The organism is Methanolinea mesophila (assembly GCF_017873855.1).
Classification (GTDB): Archaea; Halobacteriota; Methanomicrobia; order Methanomicrobiales; family Methanospirillaceae; genus Methanolinea_B; species Methanolinea_B mesophila.
Window position 1 is genome coordinate 2,315,378 of the sequence record NZ_JAGGKR010000001.1, and the last position, 23,018, is coordinate 2,338,395.

General features: G+C 56.9%; 17 protein-coding genes. 5 read left to right on the forward strand and 12 right to left on the reverse strand.

Features of this window, described 5'->3' with window-relative positions:
- Positions 1-229 precede the first annotated feature (229 nt).
- Entirely contained in the window at positions 230-2,959 is a 2,730-nt protein-coding gene (locus J2741_RS11120; protein ID WP_342452275.1) for a tetratricopeptide repeat protein, read from the forward strand.
- A gap of 90 nt (positions 2,960-3,049) precedes the next feature.
- Here J2741_RS11120 and J2741_RS11125 read toward each other — a convergent pair whose 3' ends face one another.
- The 7 genes from J2741_RS11125 to thpR all read right to left on the reverse strand — a co-directional run bounded on the left by J2741_RS11125 (position 3,050) and on the right by thpR (position 12,864).
- The gene (locus tag J2741_RS11125; RefSeq protein WP_209675319.1) at positions 3,050-4,576 is read right to left on the reverse strand and encodes a PKD domain-containing protein; all 1,527 of its coding nucleotides are present in this window, start codon (positions 4,574-4,576) and stop codon (positions 3,050-3,052) included.
- Between the two features lie 595 nt (positions 4,577-5,171).
- The gene (locus tag J2741_RS11130) at positions 5,172-6,419 is read right to left on the reverse strand and encodes a PKD domain-containing protein (protein WP_209675320.1); all 1,248 of its coding nucleotides are present in this window, start codon (positions 6,417-6,419) and stop codon (positions 5,172-5,174) included.
- 132 nt (positions 6,420-6,551) lie between these two features.
- Entirely contained in the window at positions 6,552-8,873 is a 2,322-nt protein-coding gene (locus J2741_RS12970; protein ID WP_245249503.1) for a PKD domain-containing protein, read from the reverse strand.
- A gap of 79 nt (positions 8,874-8,952) precedes the next feature.
- The gene (locus J2741_RS11145) at positions 8,953-9,342 is read right to left on the reverse strand and encodes a type IV pilin (protein WP_209675321.1); all 390 of its coding nucleotides are present in this window, start codon (positions 9,340-9,342) and stop codon (positions 8,953-8,955) included.
- 7 nt (positions 9,343-9,349) lie between these two features.
- Positions 9,350-10,819 (reverse strand): hypothetical protein, encoded by a 1,470-nt coding sequence (locus tag J2741_RS11150; protein ID WP_209675322.1) that lies wholly within the window; start codon positions 10,817-10,819, stop codon positions 9,350-9,352.
- A gap of 105 nt (positions 10,820-10,924) precedes the next feature.
- Positions 10,925-12,328, reverse strand: coding sequence for a CCA tRNA nucleotidyltransferase (gene cca, locus J2741_RS11155; RefSeq protein WP_209675323.1), 1,404 nt, complete (start codon positions 12,326-12,328; stop codon positions 10,925-10,927).
- Positions 12,325-12,864, reverse strand: a complete 540-nt coding sequence (thpR, locus tag J2741_RS11160) for an RNA 2',3'-cyclic phosphodiesterase (protein ID WP_209675324.1) — start codon at positions 12,862-12,864, stop codon at positions 12,325-12,327. The genes cca and thpR overlap by 4 nt, the downstream gene beginning before the upstream one ends.
- Positions 12,865-13,004: 140 nt before the next feature.
- On the opposite strand from thpR, the gene J2741_RS11165 reads away from it, so the two are divergent.
- Entirely contained in the window at positions 13,005-13,307 is a 303-nt protein-coding gene (locus J2741_RS11165) for a glutaredoxin family protein (protein WP_245249507.1), read from the forward strand.
- Positions 13,308-15,491, forward strand: a complete 2,184-nt coding sequence (gene nrdD, locus J2741_RS11170; protein WP_209675325.1) for an anaerobic ribonucleoside-triphosphate reductase — start codon at positions 13,308-13,310, stop codon at positions 15,489-15,491. It abuts the gene before it with no gap.
- A 234-nt stretch (positions 15,492-15,725) separates the two neighbouring features.
- Here the strand turns inward: nrdD and J2741_RS11175 are convergent, their stop codons facing one another.
- From J2741_RS11175 to J2741_RS11190, 4 genes are all read right to left on the reverse strand, one after another.
- A complete protein-coding gene (locus tag J2741_RS11175) occupies positions 15,726-16,151 on the reverse strand; it encodes an Hsp20/alpha crystallin family protein (RefSeq protein ID WP_209675326.1) in 426 nt (141 codons plus the stop codon).
- Entirely contained in the window at positions 16,141-16,761 is a 621-nt protein-coding gene (locus J2741_RS11180; RefSeq protein ID WP_209675327.1) for an ArsR/SmtB family transcription factor, read from the reverse strand. Before J2741_RS11180 ends, J2741_RS11175 begins: the two co-directional genes overlap by 11 nt.
- 130 nt (positions 16,762-16,891) lie before the next feature.
- On the reverse strand, positions 16,892-18,358 hold the full coding sequence (gene guaB / locus J2741_RS11185) for an IMP dehydrogenase (RefSeq protein WP_209675328.1): 1,467 nt from the start codon (positions 18,356-18,358) through the stop codon (positions 16,892-16,894).
- A 3-nt stretch (positions 18,359-18,361) separates the two neighbouring features.
- Positions 18,362-19,048, reverse strand: coding sequence for a (5-formylfuran-3-yl)methyl phosphate synthase (locus J2741_RS11190; protein ID WP_209675329.1), 687 nt, complete (start codon positions 19,046-19,048; stop codon positions 18,362-18,364).
- Positions 19,049-19,109: 61 nt separating this feature from the next.
- On the opposite strand from J2741_RS11190, the gene J2741_RS11195 reads away from it, so the two are divergent.
- Together J2741_RS11195 and tmk are read left to right on the forward strand one after the other, a co-directional pair.
- A complete protein-coding gene (locus tag J2741_RS11195) occupies positions 19,110-19,766 on the forward strand; it encodes a HisA/HisF-related TIM barrel protein (protein ID WP_245249509.1) in 657 nt (218 codons plus the stop codon).
- Entirely contained in the window at positions 19,760-20,362 is a 603-nt protein-coding gene (gene tmk, locus J2741_RS11200; RefSeq protein ID WP_209675678.1) for a dTMP kinase, read from the forward strand. The genes J2741_RS11195 and tmk overlap by 7 nt, the downstream gene beginning before the upstream one ends.
- Here the strand turns inward: tmk and J2741_RS11205 are convergent.
- Positions 20,334-22,928: a valine--tRNA ligase gene (locus J2741_RS11205; RefSeq protein ID WP_209675331.1), complete on the reverse strand. Its 2,595-nt coding sequence runs from the start codon at positions 22,926-22,928 to the stop codon at positions 20,334-20,336. The two genes, tmk and J2741_RS11205, sit on opposite strands and share 29 nt — an antisense overlap.
- Positions 22,929-23,018 lie beyond the last annotated feature (90 nt).

Below are 23,018 nucleotides of genomic sequence, written 5' to 3' on the forward strand. Positions count from 1 at the left end.
CGCAAACCCCCTCCGGAGGCGGGGGAAGGCAGATATAGGATAGATCGTAACACGTGTAATTTTGCAGTCAGATCTTTATAATTTTTCGAATAGGAAATGGGAGAAGACCGCTTCCGAATCCGACCCGGGAGAAAGGTATATGCTCCATCTTCTCACAAAAGGGAAATAAGCAGTACGTTCTCAATGACGTCCGGGCAGGCACGCGGGGGGGGTTTTTATCCATTACGAGATCTATTACAACAGGGGCGTTGCGTATCACCGGAAAGGGCGGTACGATGAGGCCATTACTGATTATACCAGGGCGCTTGAACTCTGTCCCGGAGATCCCGAAGCGCTCAATAACCGGGGTGTTGCGTGGGCAGGGAAAGGTGAATACGCTAAGGCAGTAGAGGATTATACCCGGGCAATCGCCTCAAATCCGGAATTTTCAGAGGCTTATTATAACCGGGGGGTGGGGTATTCCCGTCTTTCGAGGAGAGAGGACGCGATCGGAGACTTTACCAGGGCGTTGGAGATCGATCCCGGTTTTTCCGAAGCCTATTATAACCGGGGGGTGGAATATTCCGAACTCGACGATGACCAGCGGGCCCTCGAAGACTTCGACTTCGCCCTTTCTCTCAACCCACAATACTGCGAGGCGCTCAATAACCGGGGGGTTGTCCTGGCCCGAAAAGGGAGGTCCGACGACGCGGTAGCAGATTACACGCGTGCCATCGGGCTGGATCCCCACTTTGTCGAAGCGTACTTCAACAGGGGGATCGAGTACAGCAAGGTTGGGATGTACGACGAGGCCGTCGCTGATTATGACAAGGCCCTCGAACTACGACCGGGAAACCCCGATATTTTCTATAACCGCGGAGTGGCATACGGAAAAGCGGGCAGGAACAGGGAGGCGATCGAAGATTATCACCGCTGTCTTGAATTGGATCCCGACAATGCCCCGGCGTGCAACAACCTTGGGGTGGAATACACCAAAAATGGTGAGTTCGATCGGGCCGTCGAATGGTATTCCCGTGCGATCGGGATACGACCCGATTTTGTGGAGGCGTATAACAACCGGGGTGTCCTCTATAACCGTGTCGGGAAGTACGACGAAGCAATCACCGATTTTTCTATTGCCATAGACCTTGCCAAGTGCGTCGACAGCCCGGGACCGGAACCCGATATCATCGTCCAGAACGAGAGGCTGGAGAGTGACACTGCAGTCATCGAGCAGAAGATCGACGTGGTCTCGCCGGAAAGCCGCCCGATTTCTCCGCAGGTCCGGGAAGACTGGGTGCCTGAAGGCCTGGAGGTCCTCGAGATCGAGAAGGAGATCGCGGACCTCACCCGTTCGATCTCGGAGGCGCCCGACGACGGGGAGCTCTATATACAACGCGGAGTCGCGTATTCGCGACTGGGATGGAGCGAGAAGGCGCTGGCCGATTTTACCAGGGCAATCGAGCTCGATCCCGGAAATATCGAGGCGTATTATAACCGGGGGAACGAATACGACCGGGTGGGAATGACCGAAGAGGCGCTCCACGACTATGCGAAGGCCCTGAGTATCAACCCTTCGTATGCCCGGACGTATTTCGACCGGGGTCACGAGCTGGAACTCCAGGGTGAGTGCGACCGTGCGATCACGGAATATACCAAGGCATTGGGAGTCGATCCGGACTTTTCCCTCGCGTACCTGTCAAGAGGGAGGGCATTCCTTGCAATGGGTCTTGGAGCGATGGCGTTGCGGGACCTCGACCGGGCTCTCGAGCTCGAACCGGGCAGCAGGGAAGCCCTCCTGATGCGGGGCAGGGCGTATTCCCTGACCCAGGACTATCCGAAGGCGCTGGACGATTATTCCCGGGTGCTTGAGAAGGACCCCGGGAATTTTGATGCCCTTCTCTGTCTGGGGAATGCGTTCAGCGGTGCCGGACGGGGGGACGAGGCGATAGATGCCTACAATCGTATCCTTGAGGCAGCTCCGGATAACGCCGAGGCGATAACCAGGAGAGGAGAAGAATACCAGCGTAAAGGAGACCTGGACCTGGCGCTTGCGGACTACGAACGCGCGGGAGAGATATTTCCTACGTCCCCGTTTCCCCTGCTCCGGCAGGGAGAACTCCTTGTCCTGATGGGACGGCCCGATGATGCGCTGGAACGGCTCTCAAGGGCTCTCCAGCTGGACCCCGGTCTCGAAGAAGCCTATCTTCAACGGGGGGAATTGTACCGGAGCCAACAGAAATACCCTCTCGCAATCGAGGATTTTACCCAGGCATTGAGACTCAACCCCGGATTCAGGGGATACCGGATGAGGGCTTCTGTCTACGCGGATGCAGGGAATCCGGGTGAGGCAATCGAAGACTTTACCAGGGCGATCGAGAGGAATGGAGACGAGGAATGGATTTATGTGCTCCGGGGGGTAGAACACGAGAAGGTGGGAGAACCGGAGCTGGCGTTTGTTGACTACTGCTATGCACTCGAACTGAACTCCGGATACGTCGAGGCGCTGAATCGCCGGGGAGCGCTCCTGGGAGCCCAGGGCCGGTACCAGGAAGCGATGGAAGACTTTAACCAGGCCATCCTTTTGGATCCCCGGAATTTTACCGGGTATTACCTCAGGGGATCGGAATTCGCGAGAAGAGGAATGATCGAGGAGGCACTTGAGGATCTCCGGCATGCCATCGGGATAAAACCCGAGAACGCGGAGGCGTATTTCGCACTGGGGAGTATTTACTATAATCGCAACCAGGCGGAGGATGCTATCGCTGCATTCGACCAGGCCCTTTCCCTTGACCCGGATTACGGCCGGGCCTACATAAACAAGGCACTCGCCTGCGAGAGATTGCAGAGACTGGACGAAGCCAAAGCCGCCTATGAAGGATATCTCAGGACCGAGGGGGGATCCGGGAAACTGAATGATTTCGTCACGCACCGGTTGAAGGATATCACTTCCCTGGTCTTGAAAACCAAAAACAGGTAAAATCCCGGGAACCCGGGTAAAGGATCGAAGATGTTGCGTGCATCTTTCTGTAAAAAACCCGGAAACTTCGCTTCGGAATAGAAAAAAAAATTATCCTATTGTTACCCCTCCGGCACCTCCCACATACGTGAGAGTTCCGACTTTCTGGATGTAATACATCCTGCCCGAACTGTCCTGCCTGAGGTCAGAGAACGTGACGGTGTCCGTGGAAGAGGGGCTTACCCTGCTCTCATCGACAAAGAGAGTATATCCTGTCTCACCGGGAGGGATCCGGATCCCGAGGGTGGAGACGAGGCCGTCGAATGCGGGGACGTTGATAGATGACACGGTCCCTTTCTCAACGAGAATGCCGTTTACGTACATGCGCACCCCGTCGAAATAGAATGTGTTTATCCCGCTCGCTGCGACGTCGATCTCTCCCACGGGGACCTCTCCGATGAATAACTGGACCTTGTCTCCTTCCTGGAACTGATAGACATGGCCGGCGATCTTGATGTTACCCGCGGGCGCACCGACCACGAACTGCAGGTACCCGTCAGGCAGGAGGTACCCGGTGACGCTGTTCTGGAGATAGACGTTATGGGTCATGGTCTCGCTTACATGGATGTAATTGCTCTGGATCCGGGTGTTGGAACCGAAGGTGTTCGCGGCGGTGAGCGTCACGGTATAGCTCCCCGGCTTGAGATAGACATGGGACGGGTTCCGCAGCACGGATTGCTCCCCGTCGCCGAAGTCCCAGGTCCACCTGTCGGGGGACCCCGATGAGAGATCGTTGAACTGGACCGTCATGGGAGCGGGACCGTCGCGGGGAGTACCCACGAAGTTTGCCTCCGGGATGATACCTACTGCGATATAATCGTTAATGGTGCGGGTATTGGTCCCGTATGCGTTCTCCACGGTGAGCGCCACAGAGTAGACCCCGGTTGAAGAATATGTGTGGAGCGGGTTTTGTTCGATAGAGGAAGTGCCGTCGCCGAAGTTCCAGATCCACGAGGTGGGGACACCGGAGGAGAGATCGGTGAACCTGACCTGGAGCGGGGATTCGCCCGAGCGAGGACTGGCCGTAAATGCAGGGACAGGCGGCTGGGGGACCGAGGGGCCAATCGGGGGAGTAACGGTTTCCGCGGGAGTTGTCATCACCGGTGTCGCACCGGTCGCAGATACGGTGGGTGTAATCAACGACGTCGCTACGGTCGAGATGGGGATGGGAGTGGTCTGCGGACCCTGTACCTCGGTGGAATAGACCAGCTCCTGGGTGGATCCGCTGGAATAGATGACCTGGACCAGCTGCACCGGGTCTGTCCCGGGGTATGCCACCTGGAGCGTTTTACCTGCGGTCCAGGGCCAGTCCTGTCCATGGAGGAATACGGCATTGCTGGCAGGTATGGCGAGACCGTTGATCCTGAGGATCGTGGTATCCTCATAGAGTGCATCCCCCCCGTCATGATACAGGTAGACGAGGTTTCCGGATGTTTCGACATTTGCGGAGAATTGGGGCACGACATCGGGATGGGGAGGGAAAAGGACCATCACTATGACCGCCCCTATCACGATCACCGCCACCGCCACGATCACTATCAGCAGAATATTTCTGGAAATTGCTTCTTCCTTATCCATGAGACTCCTACCCAATCCGAATCGCGTTCACCGGTGCCGGTGGATCCGGACTCAATTTAAATACTAATTTGTCACCTCTCCGGGGTATATGAATGTATTGGAAAATTTCGGGAATATCGGGGCCCGATTGCGAGGGATGGCGCCCGCGGAGGGGGGGAAACCCTCCGTTAGGGAAAAGCGCACGGGGCGGCCTTGGCCTGATTCTGTCATCGTCGAAGGACCGCATCCGGATACTCCTTCGTGAAGTATCCCACAGGAAGGAGACACTCCATAGACGTTGCCACATAATCCTTGGAGATCTGCACATGCCGGGAGGGAGGGGCCGTATCTTATTTTAGAGCGAAAAGAATGGTTCTGACCGGACTCAAAGGAAGATTGTGCTCCGGTTGGAACCCCATTGAAGATATCGGTTTTTCTCCTTTTTCTTCTCATCTTCGTCCTGATATCACGATACCCAACATCGAAATGATCCTCATCCGGCAGAAACAGCGTCGTACGGTGACGACCCGGGGAGACAGGATCCTGCGGGCAGGAATCCTGTATCGCGCCGTTCTGCAACAGGTTCCGGAAGAAAGAATGGCGGGAATTGCCGGGACTAATCCCGGATACCTGAGGTACTTCCCTGGAAGTAGGTTGAGCCGGGCATCGAGGTATCCACGACCAGGTCTCCCGCCCGGTCAGGGATGAGGTCCAGGAGGGTGAGTCTGCCCTGCAGGGTTGACAGGTCGGTGGTGCTCCCCTCGACGATCAACCGTCCTTTCATCGATTCGGGCGGCAGGAAGAGGGTGAGATTGGAGACAAACCCGTCGTAGGCCGGGATGGAAATGTCACTTATCCTGCCCTTTCCCGCGGGCTGCCCGTTTACCTCGACCTCCGTATCATCGAAGGTCCATTCCAGGATAAAGGGGTTATGGACCGAGATCTTTCCCTGCCCGTCGTTCCCGAGAACGATCCGGACCGAATCGCCGGGTTGAGGAGTTAAAATCCTGCCCCCCACTTTTATCCTGGCGCCGCTTCCTGTGACCGTGAACAGGGCGAATCCTCCCGGAAGGAGCGACCCCGGTCCCCCGGCATCGAGGGTCACCTCTCTGGTCTCCGGCGACCCCACGCCGATATAGTTCTGCATTATGCGGGTATTCGCCCCCTCTGCGTTTGCAACTTTCAACGATACCGTGTAATTTCCGGTCGCGGTGTAGGTATGGACCGGGTTCTTTCCGGTGGATTCCGCTCCATCTCCGAAGTTCCATTCCCACTGGTCAGGAGTCCCCGTCGAGAGATCCGTGAACGAGACGGTGAGGGGATAGGGACCGGACCGGGGGGATGCCCCGAATGCAGCCTGCGGGGGTCCGGGAGGGGTTGGCGTGGCGGGAACCGTTGTGGGGTGGGTTGTTATGGCAACGGTGACCGGGGCGGTGATCGGAATTGTTGGTTCGGTTTCCGGGATAGAGATGGTGGGGGTTACGGTCGGTAATTCAGTTGCCGGGGGGATTGTGGCGGTGAAGATTTCGGTGCGGGAGGTGCCGGTGTCATAGGATACGGTGAGGGTCTGAGGTTCCGTTGAGGGGTAATAGGGGATGACGAGGGTTTTTCCGATAGAAAAGGGCCATTCCTGGCCCTCGACGAATGAAATCTGCGAGGATGGAATGACGATTCCGTTGATCTGAATAATGAGATTGTCACCCGGGAGGGAATCGCCTCCGTCATGGACAAGAAGAATCGTATCCCGGTCCTGGAAAGCGGTGAGGTTGACTGAAGGTTCACCCGTTCCCGATTGCTGTATCAGGAGGAATAGTATGGCAATGACCAAAAGTATCGCGATGGTGGTGATGACAATCCAGGTCATTCTATGACGATTCTTCTGACCTGACGACTCTGCCATTTTAACACAGTTTGGTTGTCCGTGGGGATAAGGGTTCAAGGTATGGAATGAAGGTGGAATCCTAAAACTGTGGTACAGAAAAAATGTGTTGCACCCTCACACAGGACAGGCGGCATAGTTCCCGCTGCAATCTATGTATACCGATGTTGATTTGAGGTCGATCCTCGCCTGCCCGTCCGGGGGAACACCGATATTCACAATATCAACTATGTCGCCGTTCAAAGGATACCAGTCGATCAACACATTCCCATTCGCCTCAAATCTGGTCGAAGAAGTGATCGAGGGCATATGGAATGAAAGCGTGGACATATAGGAATCATACACCTTTATCCAAATTTTATCGACAGACCCGGTTCTGTAGGGCGTATTCAGATCGTTGATATAGAGATCGGCGTAGAAATTGAAACGGGTAATCTGGGATGTATAAATATCCGCATCTCCTGTGGTCTGATCGCCGTGGATTGCGAGGCGAACCGTATCCCCGTATGCCAGATCGATTGTTTCTCCGTTGATCCTGATATAAGAATGATCGTTTGACGTGCCATAGATGTTCCTTACCTGCACGTATGTCCCATCTTTAAGGAAACCGTGAACGCTATTGTCATTCCAATTTTTATTGAACAGGATAGGATTGCCGTATCCGCTCATGCATGAATTTATGACAATATATCCAACTTTTTGAATTGCGACGGTCTGCCAGCTATTCGAAACAGTCAATGTCACGGTATAGGTTCCGGGATTCGGGTAGGTGTGGGTCGGGTTTTTATTCGTGGAAGTGCCTCCGTCACCGAAATTCCAGAGCCAGGAGCTGCTCCCTGTTGACAAATCCGTGAAATCCACTGTAAGGGGTGCAGGGCCGTTTCTTGGCGACCCGCTGAAATCAGGCGCCCACTTGTTCCCGAAATTCACATCAGTCGCATAGCATTTTGGCGGGACTCCCACTGAGCCGGGGCCCGGAGGTTCCAGGTGAACCTCCCACGAACCACTTGCCGGGAAGGTCTCCTGCCATCCGGTCTGCAATGTTTCCTGTACGAGGTAATCGTTTGCGGGATGGTAAGTCAGGCCGGTAAAGATGTAATATCCACTCGAATTAGTCACGGTGGTTGCCAGGGAAGTCCAATGATTTCCTTGTTTTTCGGAGACGTTAATCGTCCATCCGCTCAACCCGGGTTCACCTGAATCCCAATTGCCATTCCCATTCAGGTCATTCCACTTGTACCCGGAGATGGTACCGCAGGCAGGAGCGGGTGAGGTGGCATTTATCAGATTCGTAAAAGTTACGGATCCCGAATTTCCACAGGTCGTGTTGAATGCGGTCAGAGTCACAGTATAAGACCCTCCTGCCGCGTACGTATGGATCGGGTTCTGGACGGTTGAATTGACAGTCCCATCCCCGAAATCCCATTGCCAGGAGTTGGGGTGGCCGGTGGACGTATCGGTAAAGGTGACCGACAGCGGAATGTCCCCGCTGGTCGGGACGGCATTGAAATTCGCGATAACCGGAACGCAATACGGCGGAGAGGTGGAGAACGACGCGGAGATCGTATGGTTCGCGACGATATCCCCGAACGTATAGGTGGCTACCGGCCCTACCGCCGATCCGTCGACCAGAACATTCTGGACATAATACCCCGGCGAGGGAGTTATGGAAAAAGTCTGCGACCCGTGGCAGGTGGCGGGGACCGTGCCGTTCGGAAGGATTGATCCGTTCGCTCCCGCAGTCGCAACGATTGAGAGGGTATTCGACGCGAATGCTGCAGATATCGTATGGTCCGCCTGGACATTATTGAAACTGTAACTGCTCACCGCACCTGCCGGGGAACCATCTACGATGACGCCGGATATCCGGTAACAGGGATCCGGGGTTACGATGAAATTCTGGAACCCGCCGTCCGGGACCTGGACCTGGCCCGAAGGTGAGATATGTCCTCCTGACCCGGCAATTGAGGTGATCGTATGGTACGAGCCGGGCGGGAGCGTGGGAGCGACTGACGCGGGTGTCTCGGTGAACGTCGCGGTCAGCAGCAATGCCTGAGACGAACCTCCGTTGTAGATCAGGGAGACGCTCTGGGGAGTCCGGGAGTCCGGGATGACCAGCGTCGTCCCGACAGTCCAGTCCTGGGTCGTCCAGTTGGCCTGGGTCCCGTTCTCGTAGCGAAGAAGTATCTGGTCGTTCGGAACCGGATTTGGGTTTCCATCGATCCTTACGATAGTTTCCAGGGGGGTAAGCGGGTCCCCCCCGTTGTGCCTGATGAATATATAGCTCGTATTGTTTCCGGCCACGGCATTTACCTGGGGAATTTCCCGGGGTGGCGGCTGGGAGAGAAGGGCCACTGCGACTATCATCATTGCCAGGATCACCAGTGCGACGAGAAGAATGGCACCTGCAATTTCCGAAACTCCGTTCTCGTTCTCCATATACATGCCTCGGTTAGGCTCCGCACCATTTTCTGGCGGCTTTGGGTATTAAGTGTTGGCTTCCGACTAAAAAATACCATTATTCAAAATTTTTTGAGAAGAGCACGACCCCTTCGGAAATATCCTCACCCTGATAAACCAGGGTGACGGAACGGACCCCCGTCACGGGAGTGAGGGTAAGGGTCTGCCCTATCATGAACGGAGTAACGGAGGGAGGTGGGGTGAAATCTGCGGTTCTGTCAGCTGAGTTGACCAGGATGCGATAGGTTCCGGGGGGCAGTGTATCACCCCCCTGGTTCTGCAGGGTGAGATTGTAGCCTTCATCAATTACGAACACCCGTACTGCGGGTATATCGCGTGGCACGGGTTGGGAGAGAATTGCGACGGCAACAATACCTACGGCCCCGGATATTATGGCGATAAGGATGAGGGTTCCCACCAGCTCGGATACGGCGGAAGTGTTCTGCATGGTTCGATCAGATAGCCACGGTCTGTATCGAGGTGCTCAGATTTACCCGAGTATATTTGACAATGATGTCGAAATCGGTGGACGATGGCCCGGAGATGGTGAAATTGCACTGCGACCCGGACCTCGTTACGGAGCTCCAGTCCCAGGGCACGTTATTCTGGACCCCGATCGCCCGGACCTGCTGGAATGCACCCTCCCACATGGTTGCTGCGGGAACATCCTCGGCGTTCACGTAAATCGTCACCTCCTGTGCGTTCGGAATTCCCCGTGCGATCACGGTCCCGTCGATCGTATCGGTCGACTGGTCCTCAATAAATCCCGTCACCTCGACCGGAGAGGTTCCCCCGAGCGACTGGGTGGAGGAATTGACCACAAGATCCGTTATCTGGACGATAAGGATATCGGGCGTCTGGAGCGTGAGGGATATCGAGGGTAAGATCTTCACCACTCCGGCCGCTTCGCCGGGCTGGAACAGGAATACTCCGCCGTCCTGGTAAATGTAATTCTGCTGGATCCAATAATTGTTGTTCGAGAGATATTCGAGCGAACCCATCCGGTGCGGGGTGCTGATGAATGACTGGCGTGTATACCCCGCCGAAACAGGGTATTTGTAATTCCAGGCCGGTGTTTTCACGAACGTCAGTTCCGCCGGGGTGGTGAAATCCTCACTGAGTCCGTATGCGGGATCAAGCAGGTCGATCAGGTAGTATCTGGAATTCTGTATATCCGGGACCAGGATCAGGCTGCTGAACGTGGCATTGTTGTTCTTAATCAAGGTCAGGGTCAGTCCGTTGGTATAATTTGAAGAAGCGGATACACTCCCGGACCATGGGACGATCTGTGTATTGATATAGTTGAGGATCTGGTCGAACTGGTTTCCACCCGTGTAGGTAAAGGTAGGAATCGGGGTGATCGGGGTTGAAACCGACGACCCGGTGATAACTTTTGAGGAATTTATCTCCATGACCCAGTTACCGGTGGTGGGGGTGATGGTGATCCCTCCCCCCTGGGTCTTGTCCGTCGTCATAACCTCGACATAGAGGTGCTGCGGCAGATCCCGAATAGGAGTAACATTCGGTGCATAATCCCCCGGGAAACCCTCTGTTATTACGTCGGGAAATGCGTAACTAATCGTATCCGTCCTCCCGTTCACCACCATCGTCCCCCCGGAACCGTAGGGGGTAAAGAGCGGGAGATTGATGAAGGAAGACCCCTGGGTGGCGCTGCCCAGCGTTCCCAGCTGGATGGTCCTTCCCAGTGTCACATCCGTTCTGCCATTCACCCAGAGACTGTCCATACTGATCTTGTAGCCGGTAAACTCGTCCTGAATGTACTGCATGTGAGTGATCTCGTTTGCCCGGCCCTGGGCCGGCACTGCATAGGTGATATAGAGCGAGGCGATGGCTGCGATGAGTGCGATGATGAGGATAAAGCCTATCACTTCCGAGAGTCCCGACTCACGCCTTATTGATGCCATCGAAGAACAGTGCAATATTTGGTGATGCATTATATAAAAATTATCAGAGGGGGCTTTCTTTTCTGGAATTTAAAAAAATAATCATCGTTCTGTTCATTACGTTTTTCAGTCCGGGCCGGGATACCCTCCGGGGGGTTCGTTCCTCCTGATCCTCATGAGGGGAGACTCTTTCAGGATGAACCGGGTGATGAACAATGAGAACGGGTCCATCCAGCACTCGTCCCCTTCTTTTAATTCCCAGAACTCCTCCATCGACTGCTTGACGTGCTTCCCGAGTCCCACCTCCAGCACCAGGTGGGATTTGAGCAGGTCCCGTGCATGGGGGTAATTCCTGGAGATCTCCACCACGTAATTCCCGTCCTCGATGAAGGGCCCGGCGAGGAGATCCAGCTGGCGGAGGTCGTGGTATTTCTCCGTGAATTTCAGGGCATTCACCTTCGTCCATGCGGGAGGCCCCACGTGCCGCCGGATCGCAGGCAGAGTATCGACCAGAAGCTCGAGGAGTATCATGGAAAGGTCCTCGTCCATTGCGCAATCGCACCGGTTGACCAGGAAGCCCTGACGCTCGAGGAGCGCCCTGATGGCATCGGTGCTCTTCCGGAGCTGGGGGACCACGATATCCTCGATGAGCGGAGGAGTGTCGAAGACCAGCGCGTAGAGGCAGGTGCCCCTGAACTTGAGATGTTCCCGCAACTCCTCGCGTGATATGACCTCTTCTTCCGGAGGAAAGAAGAAGGCGGACGATGGGTGCTCGATATATCCGCGAGCGAGCTCGATGAACTCGCACATCCTGGTGAGCGAGAGTGAAGCGGAAACATTCCTGTTGGGATCGACGGGATCAACCACCACCAGGGGCTCGGTGAATTTCTTTGCGGCGTGTCCGTTGAGATCAATCACCGTTCCGGGTTTCCAGCCCGCTGCGGCCTCGATGAGGGGGTGGAACCCCTTGTAGTGCAGGACCAGGAGTTCACAGAGATACCCCGCAAACCCTTCGGTCATCTGGTCCGACCCGTACACTCCGCCTCCTTTGGCAAACTGTTTCAGGAGGAGGACGTCATCCGTAAACGGTGCGATCCGGTCGACGATGTACCTCGTATGAAAGGGGGTGCGATCTACCGCACTCTGGATGCCGGCAGCGGAGGGGACCCGGTAACAGGGGACAAGGTCGACATCGAGCCCGTCGATCCGGGCATTGATATAGGGATGTTCGGCATACTTTTCCCGGTATTCCGCCCCGAACTGTTCCGCGATCTCCTTCGCAAGGCGTAACCCCTCATACTCGAGCTCTTCCCGGGATAACCCCGGGTCAAAGAGCATGAATATGTCCAGGTCCCGATCACCACGGACGAAGGTGTTCCTCGCCACCGAGCCGACCAGCATCCCCTCGGCGTTTCCCCCCGATGAGACCATGCCGATCAGTTGGTTCGCTACGTGTCCCACATGCGCGATCTCCTCGGGAAGAGGGCGGATCTTCTCCAGAACTGACAATTCCGCCCGGGAGAAGCTCAACAGGAGACCTCCATCAGATCCTCGTAAATCGGTCCCGAAGGAGTCAGGGTACTTTTCTTCAGGATTATCCGTTCGACCCTGCAGGATCCGAACTCGCGACCCTTCAGCTGCTGGAGGGCCTCATCCAGGTCCGGGTGATAGGATTTCACCCGTGCAACGGTGGCATGGGAGGTAAACGCACGGTCCTCGCGGGGGACCCCCAGAGGCAGGAGGACATCTTCGATCCGGCGGTGGAGCTCCTCGCTCTCTCCGCCGTCGCGAATGCTGCACCATATGACCCTGGGGCGACGGGGGTTGTTCGCCTGGATGGTCCCCACCTCGAGGCCGTAGGAGGTGAACCTGATCTTCTTCAGTGCTTCTCTGATCTTGTCTGCGGTAGGTTCGTCCACCTCGCCAATGAACTTCAGGGTGAGATGGATCTGATCCGGTTTCACCAGCGTGACCCTCGCCTTTCCCGTCTTCAGCTCGGCCTGGCACTCGCGGATCTTCTCTCTGATCTCCACAGGGAGATCGACTGCCACGAAAAGTCTCACCATATTATCGATTCCTTCCCGATCTTTCCGGGAGTCTCAACCACCCACATCCCATCGCCTGCTCCTGCCCTCGTGCACCAAACGCCCTGCTTATATACAATCGCGACCCCATGAACAAAATATTTTTTCACCAATCAGGGATAATGGGTGAAGAAGAGAATTCCCGGGGGAGAGTAATGGATACCACTACGCAATTAATTGTTTATACACTGGAATTTTGTCCTAATTGCGAACTGCTCAAGGAATTCCTGTCCGGCAGCGGGATCCCCTATGCCGAACGGGATCTCTCGTCCGCGGAGTCGCTCACCGAGCTCCGGGTGAACGGGGTCTTTGTGAACGAGGCCCCGGTGCTGCAGAACGACGACCGGTTCCTCACTTCGGAAGACCTGTTCTCTTCCGGAAAGGTCAGGGAAGACCAGATTAAGAACCTGATCGAGGGAGCCTGAATGGCAGCCCGGGAGACCAGGCAGGCAACCCTTGACGGTGTCTTCGTCTCCCCGATGCCCCCCGTGCGTACCACGGACGGGCATATCGTCGAGTGGGACAGGGAGCGCATCGTCAGGCAGATCGTCGAGGAAACCAGCCTGGTAAAGACGTTCTACGGGTTCGAGAGCGCCAACGAGGAACTGGCCCAGGAAATCGCCCGCACGGTGGAGCAGCGGATCCAGTCTATGGGGATCCAGGCTCTGAGCGGCCCCCTTATCCGCGAGATCATGAATATCACCCTGCTCGAGCAGGGAATGGTCCAGTACAGGAATGTCTGCACAAGGGTGGGGACACCGGTCTTCGATGCCCACCTCATCGACGTGGGGCGGGGATTCGAGGCCAAAGACAATGCAAACCTGCAGGAGAACGCGGAGACCTCACATAAGAAGAAAGCGGACAAGATCAGCAAGGAACAGTACCTCCTCCAGCTGCCGCCCCACCTCGCCGATCACCACCTGGCGGGAGACATCCATATCCATGACCTCGAGTATTTCGGGACCAGGCCGTTCTGTCAGGACTGGGACCTGCGCTACTTCTTCTACTACGGGTTGATGCCCGACGGGAACGGGACCAAGGCGTCGGTGGCCGGCCCCGCGAAGCGGTGCGAGGTCGCGGTCCTCCACGCGGTGAAAGCGCTCGGAAGCGCCCAGACAAACTTCGCGGGCGGGCAGGGGTACTATAATTTCCTCACGTTCCTCTCCCCGTTCTTCGAGGGAATGGAGTACGGGGAGATCCGGCAGATGATGCAGATGTTCGTGTACGAGATGACCCAGATGATGGTCGCCCGTGGCGGACAACTGGTATTCTCTTCCGTTCAGCTCAGTCCCGGGGTGCCATCGCTTTGGAGGGACAAGCCCTGTGTCTACAAGGGCAAGGTGTGGGACGGGTCTTCCGGACCGAGGAGGACTTACGGGGAGTTCGAACGAGAAGTCCGCCTGTTATTCAGGGCGATGATTGAGGTGATGATGGAGGGGGACTACTGGGGCAAGCCGTTCAGCTTCCCCAAACCCGAGATCAGCATCGAGCCGGATTTCTTAAAAGAGGACGAAGAATTCAACAGGAATAACCCCGATCTTCCCACCTACCAGGACCTCTATCTTCTTACATTCGAGCTCGCGTCGAAGTTCGGGACGCCGTATTACGATAACCAGATACCCGCATACCGGGGCGCGGGGAAGGGGATCTCCTGTTACCAGTGCTGCGCCTACCAGTTCTCCGCCCTTGCGGACGAGGACACGCAGTTCGAAGATAAGCTGTTCTTCAGGGACGGGAGGCACTTCTCGATGGGTTCGTGGCAGGTGGTCTCCCTCAACTGCACAAGGGCGGCGTACGAAGCAGAAGGGGACGATGCCCGGCTTTTTGCCGAGCTTCGCGCACTGATGGACATCTGCGTCGAGGTATTCCGGATCAAGCGCCGCTGGCTGGAGATCATCCGCGCCAATGGTCGGATGCCGTTCGCGATGCAACGACCGAAAGACCCGGTTTCAGGGGAGCGGGGTTCCATCGCGGTCGATCTGGACGGGCTTGTCTACACCATCGGGGTGGTAGGGGTGAACGAGATGGTGCAGCACCACGCCGGCGCCCAGCTGCACGAATCGAAAGATGCGTTCAAGCTGGCGGTGAGGGCCATGACCGAGATGGAACTCTACGCCCGCGAACTCTCCGAGCGGCACCACATGACTATCGCACTTGCCAGGACGCCGGCGGAAACGACGGGACAGCGGTTCGCGGTCTCGGACCTGCTGAACAAGAACTACCGGGACTCTGCAGAGAAGGTGATCAAGGGAGACCTGGAGACGGCGCTAAAGAGGCTCGGAACCACCCGCGACCTTCCCATCTACTACACGAACGGGACCCACGTGGCACCGGGGGCGAACATCACCCTCGCGAAGAGGATGGAGATCGAGCACGTCTTTTTCCCCATCGTGGACGGGGGAAACATCTTCCACATCTGGCTCGGCGAATCGAGGCCCGACCCCCGGGGCCTGATGGACATGGCGATGAAACTCTGCCGGACCACGCAGATCGGATATTTCGCATTCACCCGCGACCTGACGGTTTCTCTTCGCAGGTTCAGGGAATTCCCCTCGGGCGGGGAGAAGGTCCCGGCATGGATGCCGGGCTCCTCGAAGATACAGGCCTGATCTTTTAATTTTTTTTATTCCTGCGATTGACATATTTTTTGGCATGGCGAGCCGGGGGCTTTCCCCGATCGTGGCAACTCCTCGGGAGATATCTCGGAAATAAGGTAATCCTGACTGACATCGCTCAATATTACCACGAAAAAAGAGCCTGGACTTCCGACAGTCCGGGCGCATGCAGTCAGGCCGTCGCAGCAGCGGGGCGTAACCCCGGAGCATCAAAGCAAAGCGGACAGGTCAGAACTTTGCCTGCCAATCGGCTTTCGTCGGGCCTTTCTTGAGGATGATATCCATGACCCCGTGACGGACCTGGTAGAAGCTGTGGATGAGGTCCACCGGGCTGTCAAGCTCGATCCCGGTCCGTTTCTCACCGTGTACGATCTCCACCCGGGTCGGCTTGATATCGGCATATACTGCACTACGAATGCCCGGAGGGATCTCTGCGGTGATGAATACCCGGTCTTCTGTCTCGATCAGCTCGTAGTGCAGATCTTCGCCGGCACCCTGCACCGGGACGAACTGCTCGGGAAGGTCTCCGGGGGCCCCCGAGATGATGGTGCACCCGATGAACCTCGCAGAATCTCCTTCGGGCATGTTCCTGATAACATCCTCGACCATTTTTGCCAGGTTTTTTAAGAAATCGTCGTATGGGCTATTCGGCATGGGCACCACAGAGCCGGAACGTATCTCCTTTCTGCTCGATCAGTCTCTGTTTCTTCAGCATATCAAGCCGCTCTTTGAGGGCGTCCGGGGGGATACTGGTGACCTCTTCCAGTTCTCCGAGGGTAAGGTCGTAATGGGCCAGGGCGATGGCGAGTTCCGTATCGAGCCCGCCGGAGAAGACGGTTTTCCCAAGCTGGACCACCTCCTTGATCTGCGCATCGATGTCCTGGTCCAGATGGAGCAGGTTCGTTGCCACATCGTCCCGTGTAGTGACCAGTTTCTTCAGTTTCAGGAGGGAGAGCCTCAATCGCAGGGTCTTATCGTCGGCCCGGGAACGGTCGCCGGTCTCCATCCGGTTGAGGCTGACGACGATGTTGATATCATTTGCGAGGAAGTAATATTTTCGCCTCCGCTCGTCAAGCCTGAACGAGAGGATCTCCTCCCGTTCCATCATCTGCAGGTGCTCTATCACCGCTTTCGGCGAAAGCATGAGCCTGTCCGAGATCTCCGTGACAAAACAGGGCTTCTGCCTGAGCAGGTCGATAATCCGCCTTCTGTTCCGATTCCCCAGTATGTCGAGGATACGGGCTACCTCAACATGGTCGAGCATTAATAACTTTATGTTAGTGCTGATAATATTTAAATCAAACTCAGAAATCGATGGTAATCCATGAGTAGTCCCTGTATAATGTATAGGAACACAGGATTTTGTGAAAAAAACGAAAAAGAAATATTCAGAGTTACTCAGTCAACCGGTAATTCGGGGCCTCATCCGTGATCAGGATGTTGTGGGGATGGCTCTCCGTGTATCCCGCGTGGGTGATGTGGATAAACTTCGTTTTTGAGTGCATCTCCGCGATCCCTTTCGATCCGGTGTACCCCATTGCTGATTTGAGACCTCCGATCAGCTGGTAGATCACGTCGGAGACCTTGCCCACGTAGGGGGTCACTCCTTCCACGCCCTCGGGCACGTACTTGGTACTGCCGATCTCCTTCTTCTGGAAGTACCGGTCGCTGGAGACACCACTGCTCATTACACCCAAAGACCCCATTCCCCTGTACTGCTTATAGCGGCGGCCTTTCATGGTGATAACCCTCCCCGGGGACTCGTCGGTCCCGGCGAAAAGACTCCCGATCATCACCGAGTCGGCGCCTGAAGCGATCGCCTTGGCCACATCCCCGCTATAGCGGATTCCTCCGTCGGCGATGACCGGGAGGTCGATTTCTTTCGCCATCTCCGCGACATTCGCGATCGCAGTGATCTGGGGGACCCCTACCCCGGCGACGATCCTCGTGGTGCAGATGGACCCCGGCCCAATCCCCACTTTCAGGGCATCCACGGTCCCCATCAGGGTGGAAGCGGCCTTGGCGGTGGCGATGTTCCCTGCCACCACGTCCGCCCTTGCACTGGCCTTGATGTCGCGGACCGCTTTCACCACGTTCATGTTGTGACCGTGAGCGCAGTCGACTACCAGTGCGTCGACCCCGGTCTGGTCGAGGAGCATGGCGCGTTCGAAGTCGAACGGCCCTACCGCGGCCGCTACCCTTAACTTGCCGCACGGGTCCCTGCTCGCATTCGGATACTGTTTCTTCTCCAGGATGTCCTGCATGGTGATGATCCCGATAAGACGCCCGTCATGGTCCGCCACCGGGAGCCGCTCCACCTTGTTGGTGTACATGACTTCGAGCGCCTCCTCCATGCTGATATCCTCCCCCGCGGTAATCGGTTCGCGGGTCATGATGGCCCGGATGCTCTCCTGCCCCCTCCGGGAGACGATCCCCCTCAAGTCTCTCCGGGAGACGATCCCCACGATCTTCCCGTCCTCGAGCACCGGGACGCCCCCGATCTGGTGCTCGTTCATCAGGCGCTCGACCTCGGAGACAAGGGCGTCAGGACCGACGGAGAGGACCCTTCTCTCGATGAGCTCCTCCACCTGCTTGACCAGGGTGATCTCCTCCGCCTCCTGCTCGGCGGACATGTTCCTGTGGATAACCCCGATGCCGCCTTCCCGTGCAAGGGCCACCGCCATCGAGCCTTCGGTAACCGTATCCATGGCCGAGCTGACCAAGGGGATGTTTATCGGGATATTCCGGGAGAACCTCGACCTCGTGTTCGCTTCGTTCGGTTCCACCCAGGACTCCGCAGGCTCGAGGAGGACGTCATCGAATGTCAGCGCAAGCGGTATCTGCAGTTTTTCAAGATACATACCTCACCTTACCTTCGCGATGAGTTCGTGGACGAGCTCCTCCCTGATCGCAGATTCACGGTCCCCGCCACAGACCATTCCCCTGACCCCGATGATGGTGGGGTTGACCCGTTTCAAAAGAGGGAGGTCCTCGAACTTCAGGGATCCCGCAAGGGCGGTCATAAGCCCTGCGTCATGGGCCAGCTGGTTAAATTCGGAGAGCGCGTCCTCGTTCATAAACTCAAGAGTACTTCTTCCGTCTTTAATCCCGGTGTCCACCATCACCACGTCCGCTCCTTCCCTGGCGGCAAGAGGGACCATGGCGAACGGGGATATGGAGCCGAGCCTTTCCCAGTCGGAATATGCGGCGATGACAACGTATTTCTCGGGAAATTCGTCTTTTACCGCCCTGACCACACCCTGGATGAATTCACCCGCCCTCGCGGCACCGTCGAACATCAGGCCGACCTTGATATAGTCTGCACCCGCACATGCCGCCCCATATGCGGCGAGTGCGGCCCCCCCGGGCTTGAAATCAAAATCCCCGATGGCAGCGCTCACCGGTTTGGACGAGAGATCCTTGATCGCCCGGATCACCCACGGAAAATTGGCGCCGAGAGATCCTTCTTTCGGTCGTTTGACATCCACGATATCAGCAGCAAGAGACCGTCTCGCCTCTTCGATATCCCTTGGGCTGACCAGCAATCGCATAGGATTTAATGATCCTGTAAACTAATAGTGATTACGCTATCTTATGGATTTGATACTGGCAATGGATTTGCTGGGCGGCCTGGTCGTACAGGGGAAAAGCGGAAACCGCAGCTCCTATACGCCCCTGACCTGGGGACTGGCGCCTTCGGCAGACCCCCCCCGATACCTTGAGTTCATGCGCCCGAAATACCTCTATATCGCCGACCTTGATAGCATCGAAGGTCGTATTTTCGATGCCGCGCTGATCAGGTCCTGCGTATCGGGAGTGGAACGGTGCTACCTGGACCGCGGAGTGAGATCCACCCGTGACCTGGTGGACATCCAAAACGTCATAAACGTCGTCGGCACGGAGACCGCGGGCGCCGATCTCGCCGTTTACCGGGATCACTTCCTGAGCATCGACATCAGGAACAGCAACGTAATCCCGGGAGGGGGGGACCCGGGAGACCTCCTCCGGAATGCTGCGGATCAGGGATTCCGGGGATGCATCCTCCTCATGATAAGTTCGGTCGGGACCGGCACCGGTGTAGAGGACCGGAACATGCTCGATCACTACCGCAGTCTTTTTCCAGGCACGCTGCTCTATGGGGGAGGGGTCAGGGCCCCGCAGGACCTGCAGCGACTGAAAGACGCGGGTTTCGACGGTGCGATCGTCGCAACCGCGGTTCACAAAGGAGCTATTCCGCTTGAATGGCTCCGGAGGGGGCATCCATGCTGATCACCCTCGAGGGGATCGACGGGAGCGGGAAAAGCTCGTTGATCGAAGGGTTGAAAGAAGACCTCCGGGATCTCTCCCCGGTATTCACACGGGAACCCGGTTCCACCTGGATCGGGGAACAGGTGCGGAAAGCAGTCGCGCTCCGCATCGACCCGGTGGCCGAAGCCCTTTTGTTTGCCGCAGACCACGCCGCCCACCTTGACCAGGTGATTCGTCCTGCGCTCGAGTACGGAGCGCTGGTGATATCAGACCGGTATACCGACAGCAGGTTTGCCTACCAGAGCGCGACTCTCGAGGGGGTGATCCCCGATCCCCTCCAGTGGCTTCGCGATGTTCACCGTGGATGGAGTATTCGACCGGACCACACGTTCCTGCTGGTCCTCCCGGTCGAGATCGCGCTCTCCCGTATCGGAGACGGCAGGACCCGGGAACATTTCGAGGACCAGGACTTTCTCGAAAAGGTTCAGGAAAATTATCTCTCGCTTGCCCGCGAAGAACCCGCCCGGTTCGTAGTCATCGATGCGGAACTGGAAAAAGAAGAGATCCGGGGTCTGATTTCCAGGGCAGTCAGGAACTTTTCCGGACCGTCACGATGAGGTCCCCGACGGTGACCAGGTCAACTTTCTCTCCTTCGACCATGTAGGAATACTGGAGCGAGAACGAGTTCTCGGGGACCATTACTTCGGTGCCGTTGACCATCACGGAGCGCGGCGGGTTCTCCTGCAGGTCCGCGGGGAGCCGTTGTATCGCGTCCATATAGGCCTTCGCCTCCTTCCGGAAGAGGGGACCGATCACGCCCATGTTAAACTGCACCCCGGTGAGCGCTTTTTCAAGTTTCGCGACCCCTGACCGCCAGATGACCTCGGCATTCAGGGTACGTGCCATATCACCGGAATCGTCCATGGGCAGGGGTGAAAAGACCGTGATCTTCCCCATCGGGGCATTGAGCGCCATGCCGTTCTCATGTTTGTAACGGCGAAGTTCGGAGACGAGCTTCACCAGCATCTCACCTTCTTCGAGAGATGCCCGATCGGGAGCGGCAGCCTCCGGCCAGGAGGTCTTATGTACGCTTCCCCGGTCCAGGAACGAATAACACTCCTCTGCGAAGTGCGGGGTGTAGGGGGCCATCATCCGGCACAGGGTGTCGAGCGCGGCAGTGAGCGCTCTGCATGCCCCGTCCCTCCCGGGCTCATCGGAATACAGCCGGCCTTTCACCAGTTCGATATAGTTGTCGGCCAGGACGTCCCAGGCAAACTCCCTGATGCCCTTCAGCGCCCGGTCGAACTGGTAGTGGTCGATCGCATCGGTGACTTCATCGACCGTGACGGAAAGACGTGCCATGAGCCACCGGTCCGCAAGTGCCGAATACGGGGCATCAGCATCGAACGCTTTTCGTTCCAGCTGCAACAGAATGAACCTGGCGATGTTCCAGAGCTTGGTCTGGAACCGTGACGCGGAGACCACGTCGTTCCAGTTGAACATGATGTCCGATCCGGTGGCTGCTCCCGCCGCAGCCCATTGCCGGAGGGCATCCGCACCGTACTCCTTCACGATCTCCTCGGGGGAGATGATGTTCCCCCGGCTCTTGCTCATCTTGAATCCGTCTTCCCCGAGGACCATGCCGTTGATCAGGATCTCATCCCAGGGGCGTTTCCCGGTCAGGGCAACCGAGCGCAGGATTGTATAGAACGCCCAGGTCCGTATGATGTCATGCCCCTGTGGCCGTATCTGGGCGGGGAAGATCCCGGGTACCCCGCTCCCGTCCCACCCGGTGACGTTCAGCACCGATATCGAAGAGTCCATCCAGGTGTCCAGTACGTCCTCCTCGCCGATGACCTCATCCGACCCGCATGAAGGGCAGGGAGCGCGGGGCTTGTCGGTGGTCGGATCAATGGGAAGATCGGCTTCGTCGGGGAGGATCATCCCCCCGCATTTCGCACAGAACCAGACCGGGATGGGGGTGGCAAAGATCCTCTGCCGGGAGATGCACCAGTCCCATTCCATCTGGTCCACCCAGTTTTCCATGCGGAGGAACATGTGCGGTGGGTTCCAGGCAACTTCTTTTGCCGCGGCCATGATCTCGGGGGGGACGATCTTCACGAACCACTGCCGCTCGGAGAGGATCTCGATGGGGGTTTTGCACCGCCAGCAGGTGCCCACCCGCTGCTGGAGGGGCTCGGACCTCTTCAGGATCCTGCCTGCCACCATGTCCGCAAGGATGGCTTTACGACATTCGTCGGGTTTCATCCCGGCGTACTTCCCCGCGATCGCGGTCATTCTCCCGGACTTGTCGATGGCCTTCCGAAGGTCGAGCGAGTGCTGCTTCCACCAGTGGACATCCTGCTTATCCCCGAAGGTACAGATCATGACTGCACCGGACCCGAACCCGGGATCCACGGCTTCATCGGCGATAACAGGCACCTCGTGGCAGAAGATGGGCACCTTCAGGCTCCTTCCCTGAAGGCCGGTATACCGTTCGTCCCCGGGATGCACAGCGACGGCGACGCACGCCGCGAGAAGTTCCGGCCTGGTGGTCGCGATCTCCACCCCGTCGAAATCGAAGAAGTTGAGCACGGTCTCCCGATCCTCGTAGGATACCTCCGCAAAGGCGATGGCAGTCTCGCATCGCGTGCAGAAATTCACCGGGTGTTCGCTCTGGTAGATATACCCGGAGTTCGCCATTCGCAGGAACGAGAGCTGGGTTTTCCGGTAGTATGCCGGGAGCATGGTGATATACTCGTGGCTCCAGTCCACGGAAAATCCCATTCTCCGCAGGGTCTTCCTCATCTTCTCGATATTTCCAAGGGTGAGTTCCCTGCACATCCGGCGGAATTCGTCACGCGGGACATCGTTTTTGGTGATCCCGTGGATCTCCTCTACTTTTACCTCGGTGGGGAGCCCGTGACAGTCCCATCCCTGCGGGAACATCACGTTGTATCCGCACATCCGCTTGTAACGGGCAAGAAAATCGATATAACACCAGTTGAACGCATTTCCGATGTGGAAGCTCCCTGTGGGGTAGGGTGGGGGCGTATCGATCACGAACGGCGGTTTTTCGGAGCCGGGATCAAAAAAATGATCCTCGTCACGCCAGACACTCTGCCAACGCCCCTCCACCTCGGCGAAGTCATAGTTTTTGGGGAGATCCCGTGAGGGTGACATTTCTTTATTATCTGCTCTGGAATGACATATACTGTTCGAAGGCCCGGTGCGATTCCGGGTGGATATTCCTGCGTTCCGCCGGAAAACTTT

What these genes read in the sequence shown, in the direction of transcription:
- J2741_RS11190 (WP_209675329.1), bottom strand. Translation starts at nt 19,048, where the DNA reads ATGCGATTGCTGGTCAGCCCAAGGGATATCGAAGAGGCGAGACGGTCT.
- tmk (WP_209675678.1), top strand. Translation starts at nt 19,760, where the DNA reads ATGCTGATCACCCTCGAGGGGATCGACGGGAGCGGGAAAAGCTCGTTG.
- J2741_RS11165 (WP_245249507.1), top strand. Translation starts at nt 13,005, where the DNA reads ATGGGTGAAGAAGAGAATTCCCGGGGGAGAGTAATGGATACCACTACG.
- J2741_RS11130 (WP_209675320.1), bottom strand. Translation starts at nt 6,419, where the DNA reads ATGACCTGGATTGTCATCACCACCATCGCGATACTTTTGGTCATTGCC.
- J2741_RS11205 (WP_209675331.1), bottom strand. Translation starts at nt 22,928, where the DNA reads ATGTCACCCTCACGGGATCTCCCCAAAAACTATGACTTCGCCGAGGTG.
- thpR (WP_209675324.1), bottom strand. Translation starts at nt 12,864, where the DNA reads ATGGTGAGACTTTTCGTGGCAGTCGATCTCCCTGTGGAGATCAGAGAG.
- J2741_RS11125 (WP_209675319.1), bottom strand. Translation starts at nt 4,576, where the DNA reads ATGGATAAGGAAGAAGCAATTTCCAGAAATATTCTGCTGATAGTGATC.
- guaB (WP_209675328.1), bottom strand. Translation starts at nt 18,358, where the DNA reads ATGTATCTTGAAAAACTGCAGATACCGCTTGCGCTGACATTCGATGAC.
- J2741_RS11175 (WP_209675326.1), bottom strand. Translation starts at nt 16,151, where the DNA reads ATGCCGAATAGCCCATACGACGATTTCTTAAAAAACCTGGCAAAAATG.
- J2741_RS11145 (WP_209675321.1), bottom strand. Translation starts at nt 9,342, where the DNA reads ATGCAGAACACTTCCGCCGTATCCGAGCTGGTGGGAACCCTCATCCTT.
- J2741_RS11150 (WP_209675322.1), bottom strand. Translation starts at nt 10,819, where the DNA reads ATGGCATCAATAAGGCGTGAGTCGGGACTCTCGGAAGTGATAGGCTTT.
- nrdD (WP_209675325.1), top strand. Translation starts at nt 13,308, where the DNA reads ATGGCAGCCCGGGAGACCAGGCAGGCAACCCTTGACGGTGTCTTCGTC.
- J2741_RS12970 (WP_245249503.1), bottom strand. Translation starts at nt 8,873, where the DNA reads ATGGAGAACGAGAACGGAGTTTCGGAAATTGCAGGTGCCATTCTTCTC.
- J2741_RS11195 (WP_245249509.1), top strand. Translation starts at nt 19,110, where the DNA reads ATGGATTTGCTGGGCGGCCTGGTCGTACAGGGGAAAAGCGGAAACCGC.
- J2741_RS11180 (WP_209675327.1), bottom strand. Translation starts at nt 16,761, where the DNA reads ATGCTCGACCATGTTGAGGTAGCCCGTATCCTCGACATACTGGGGAAT.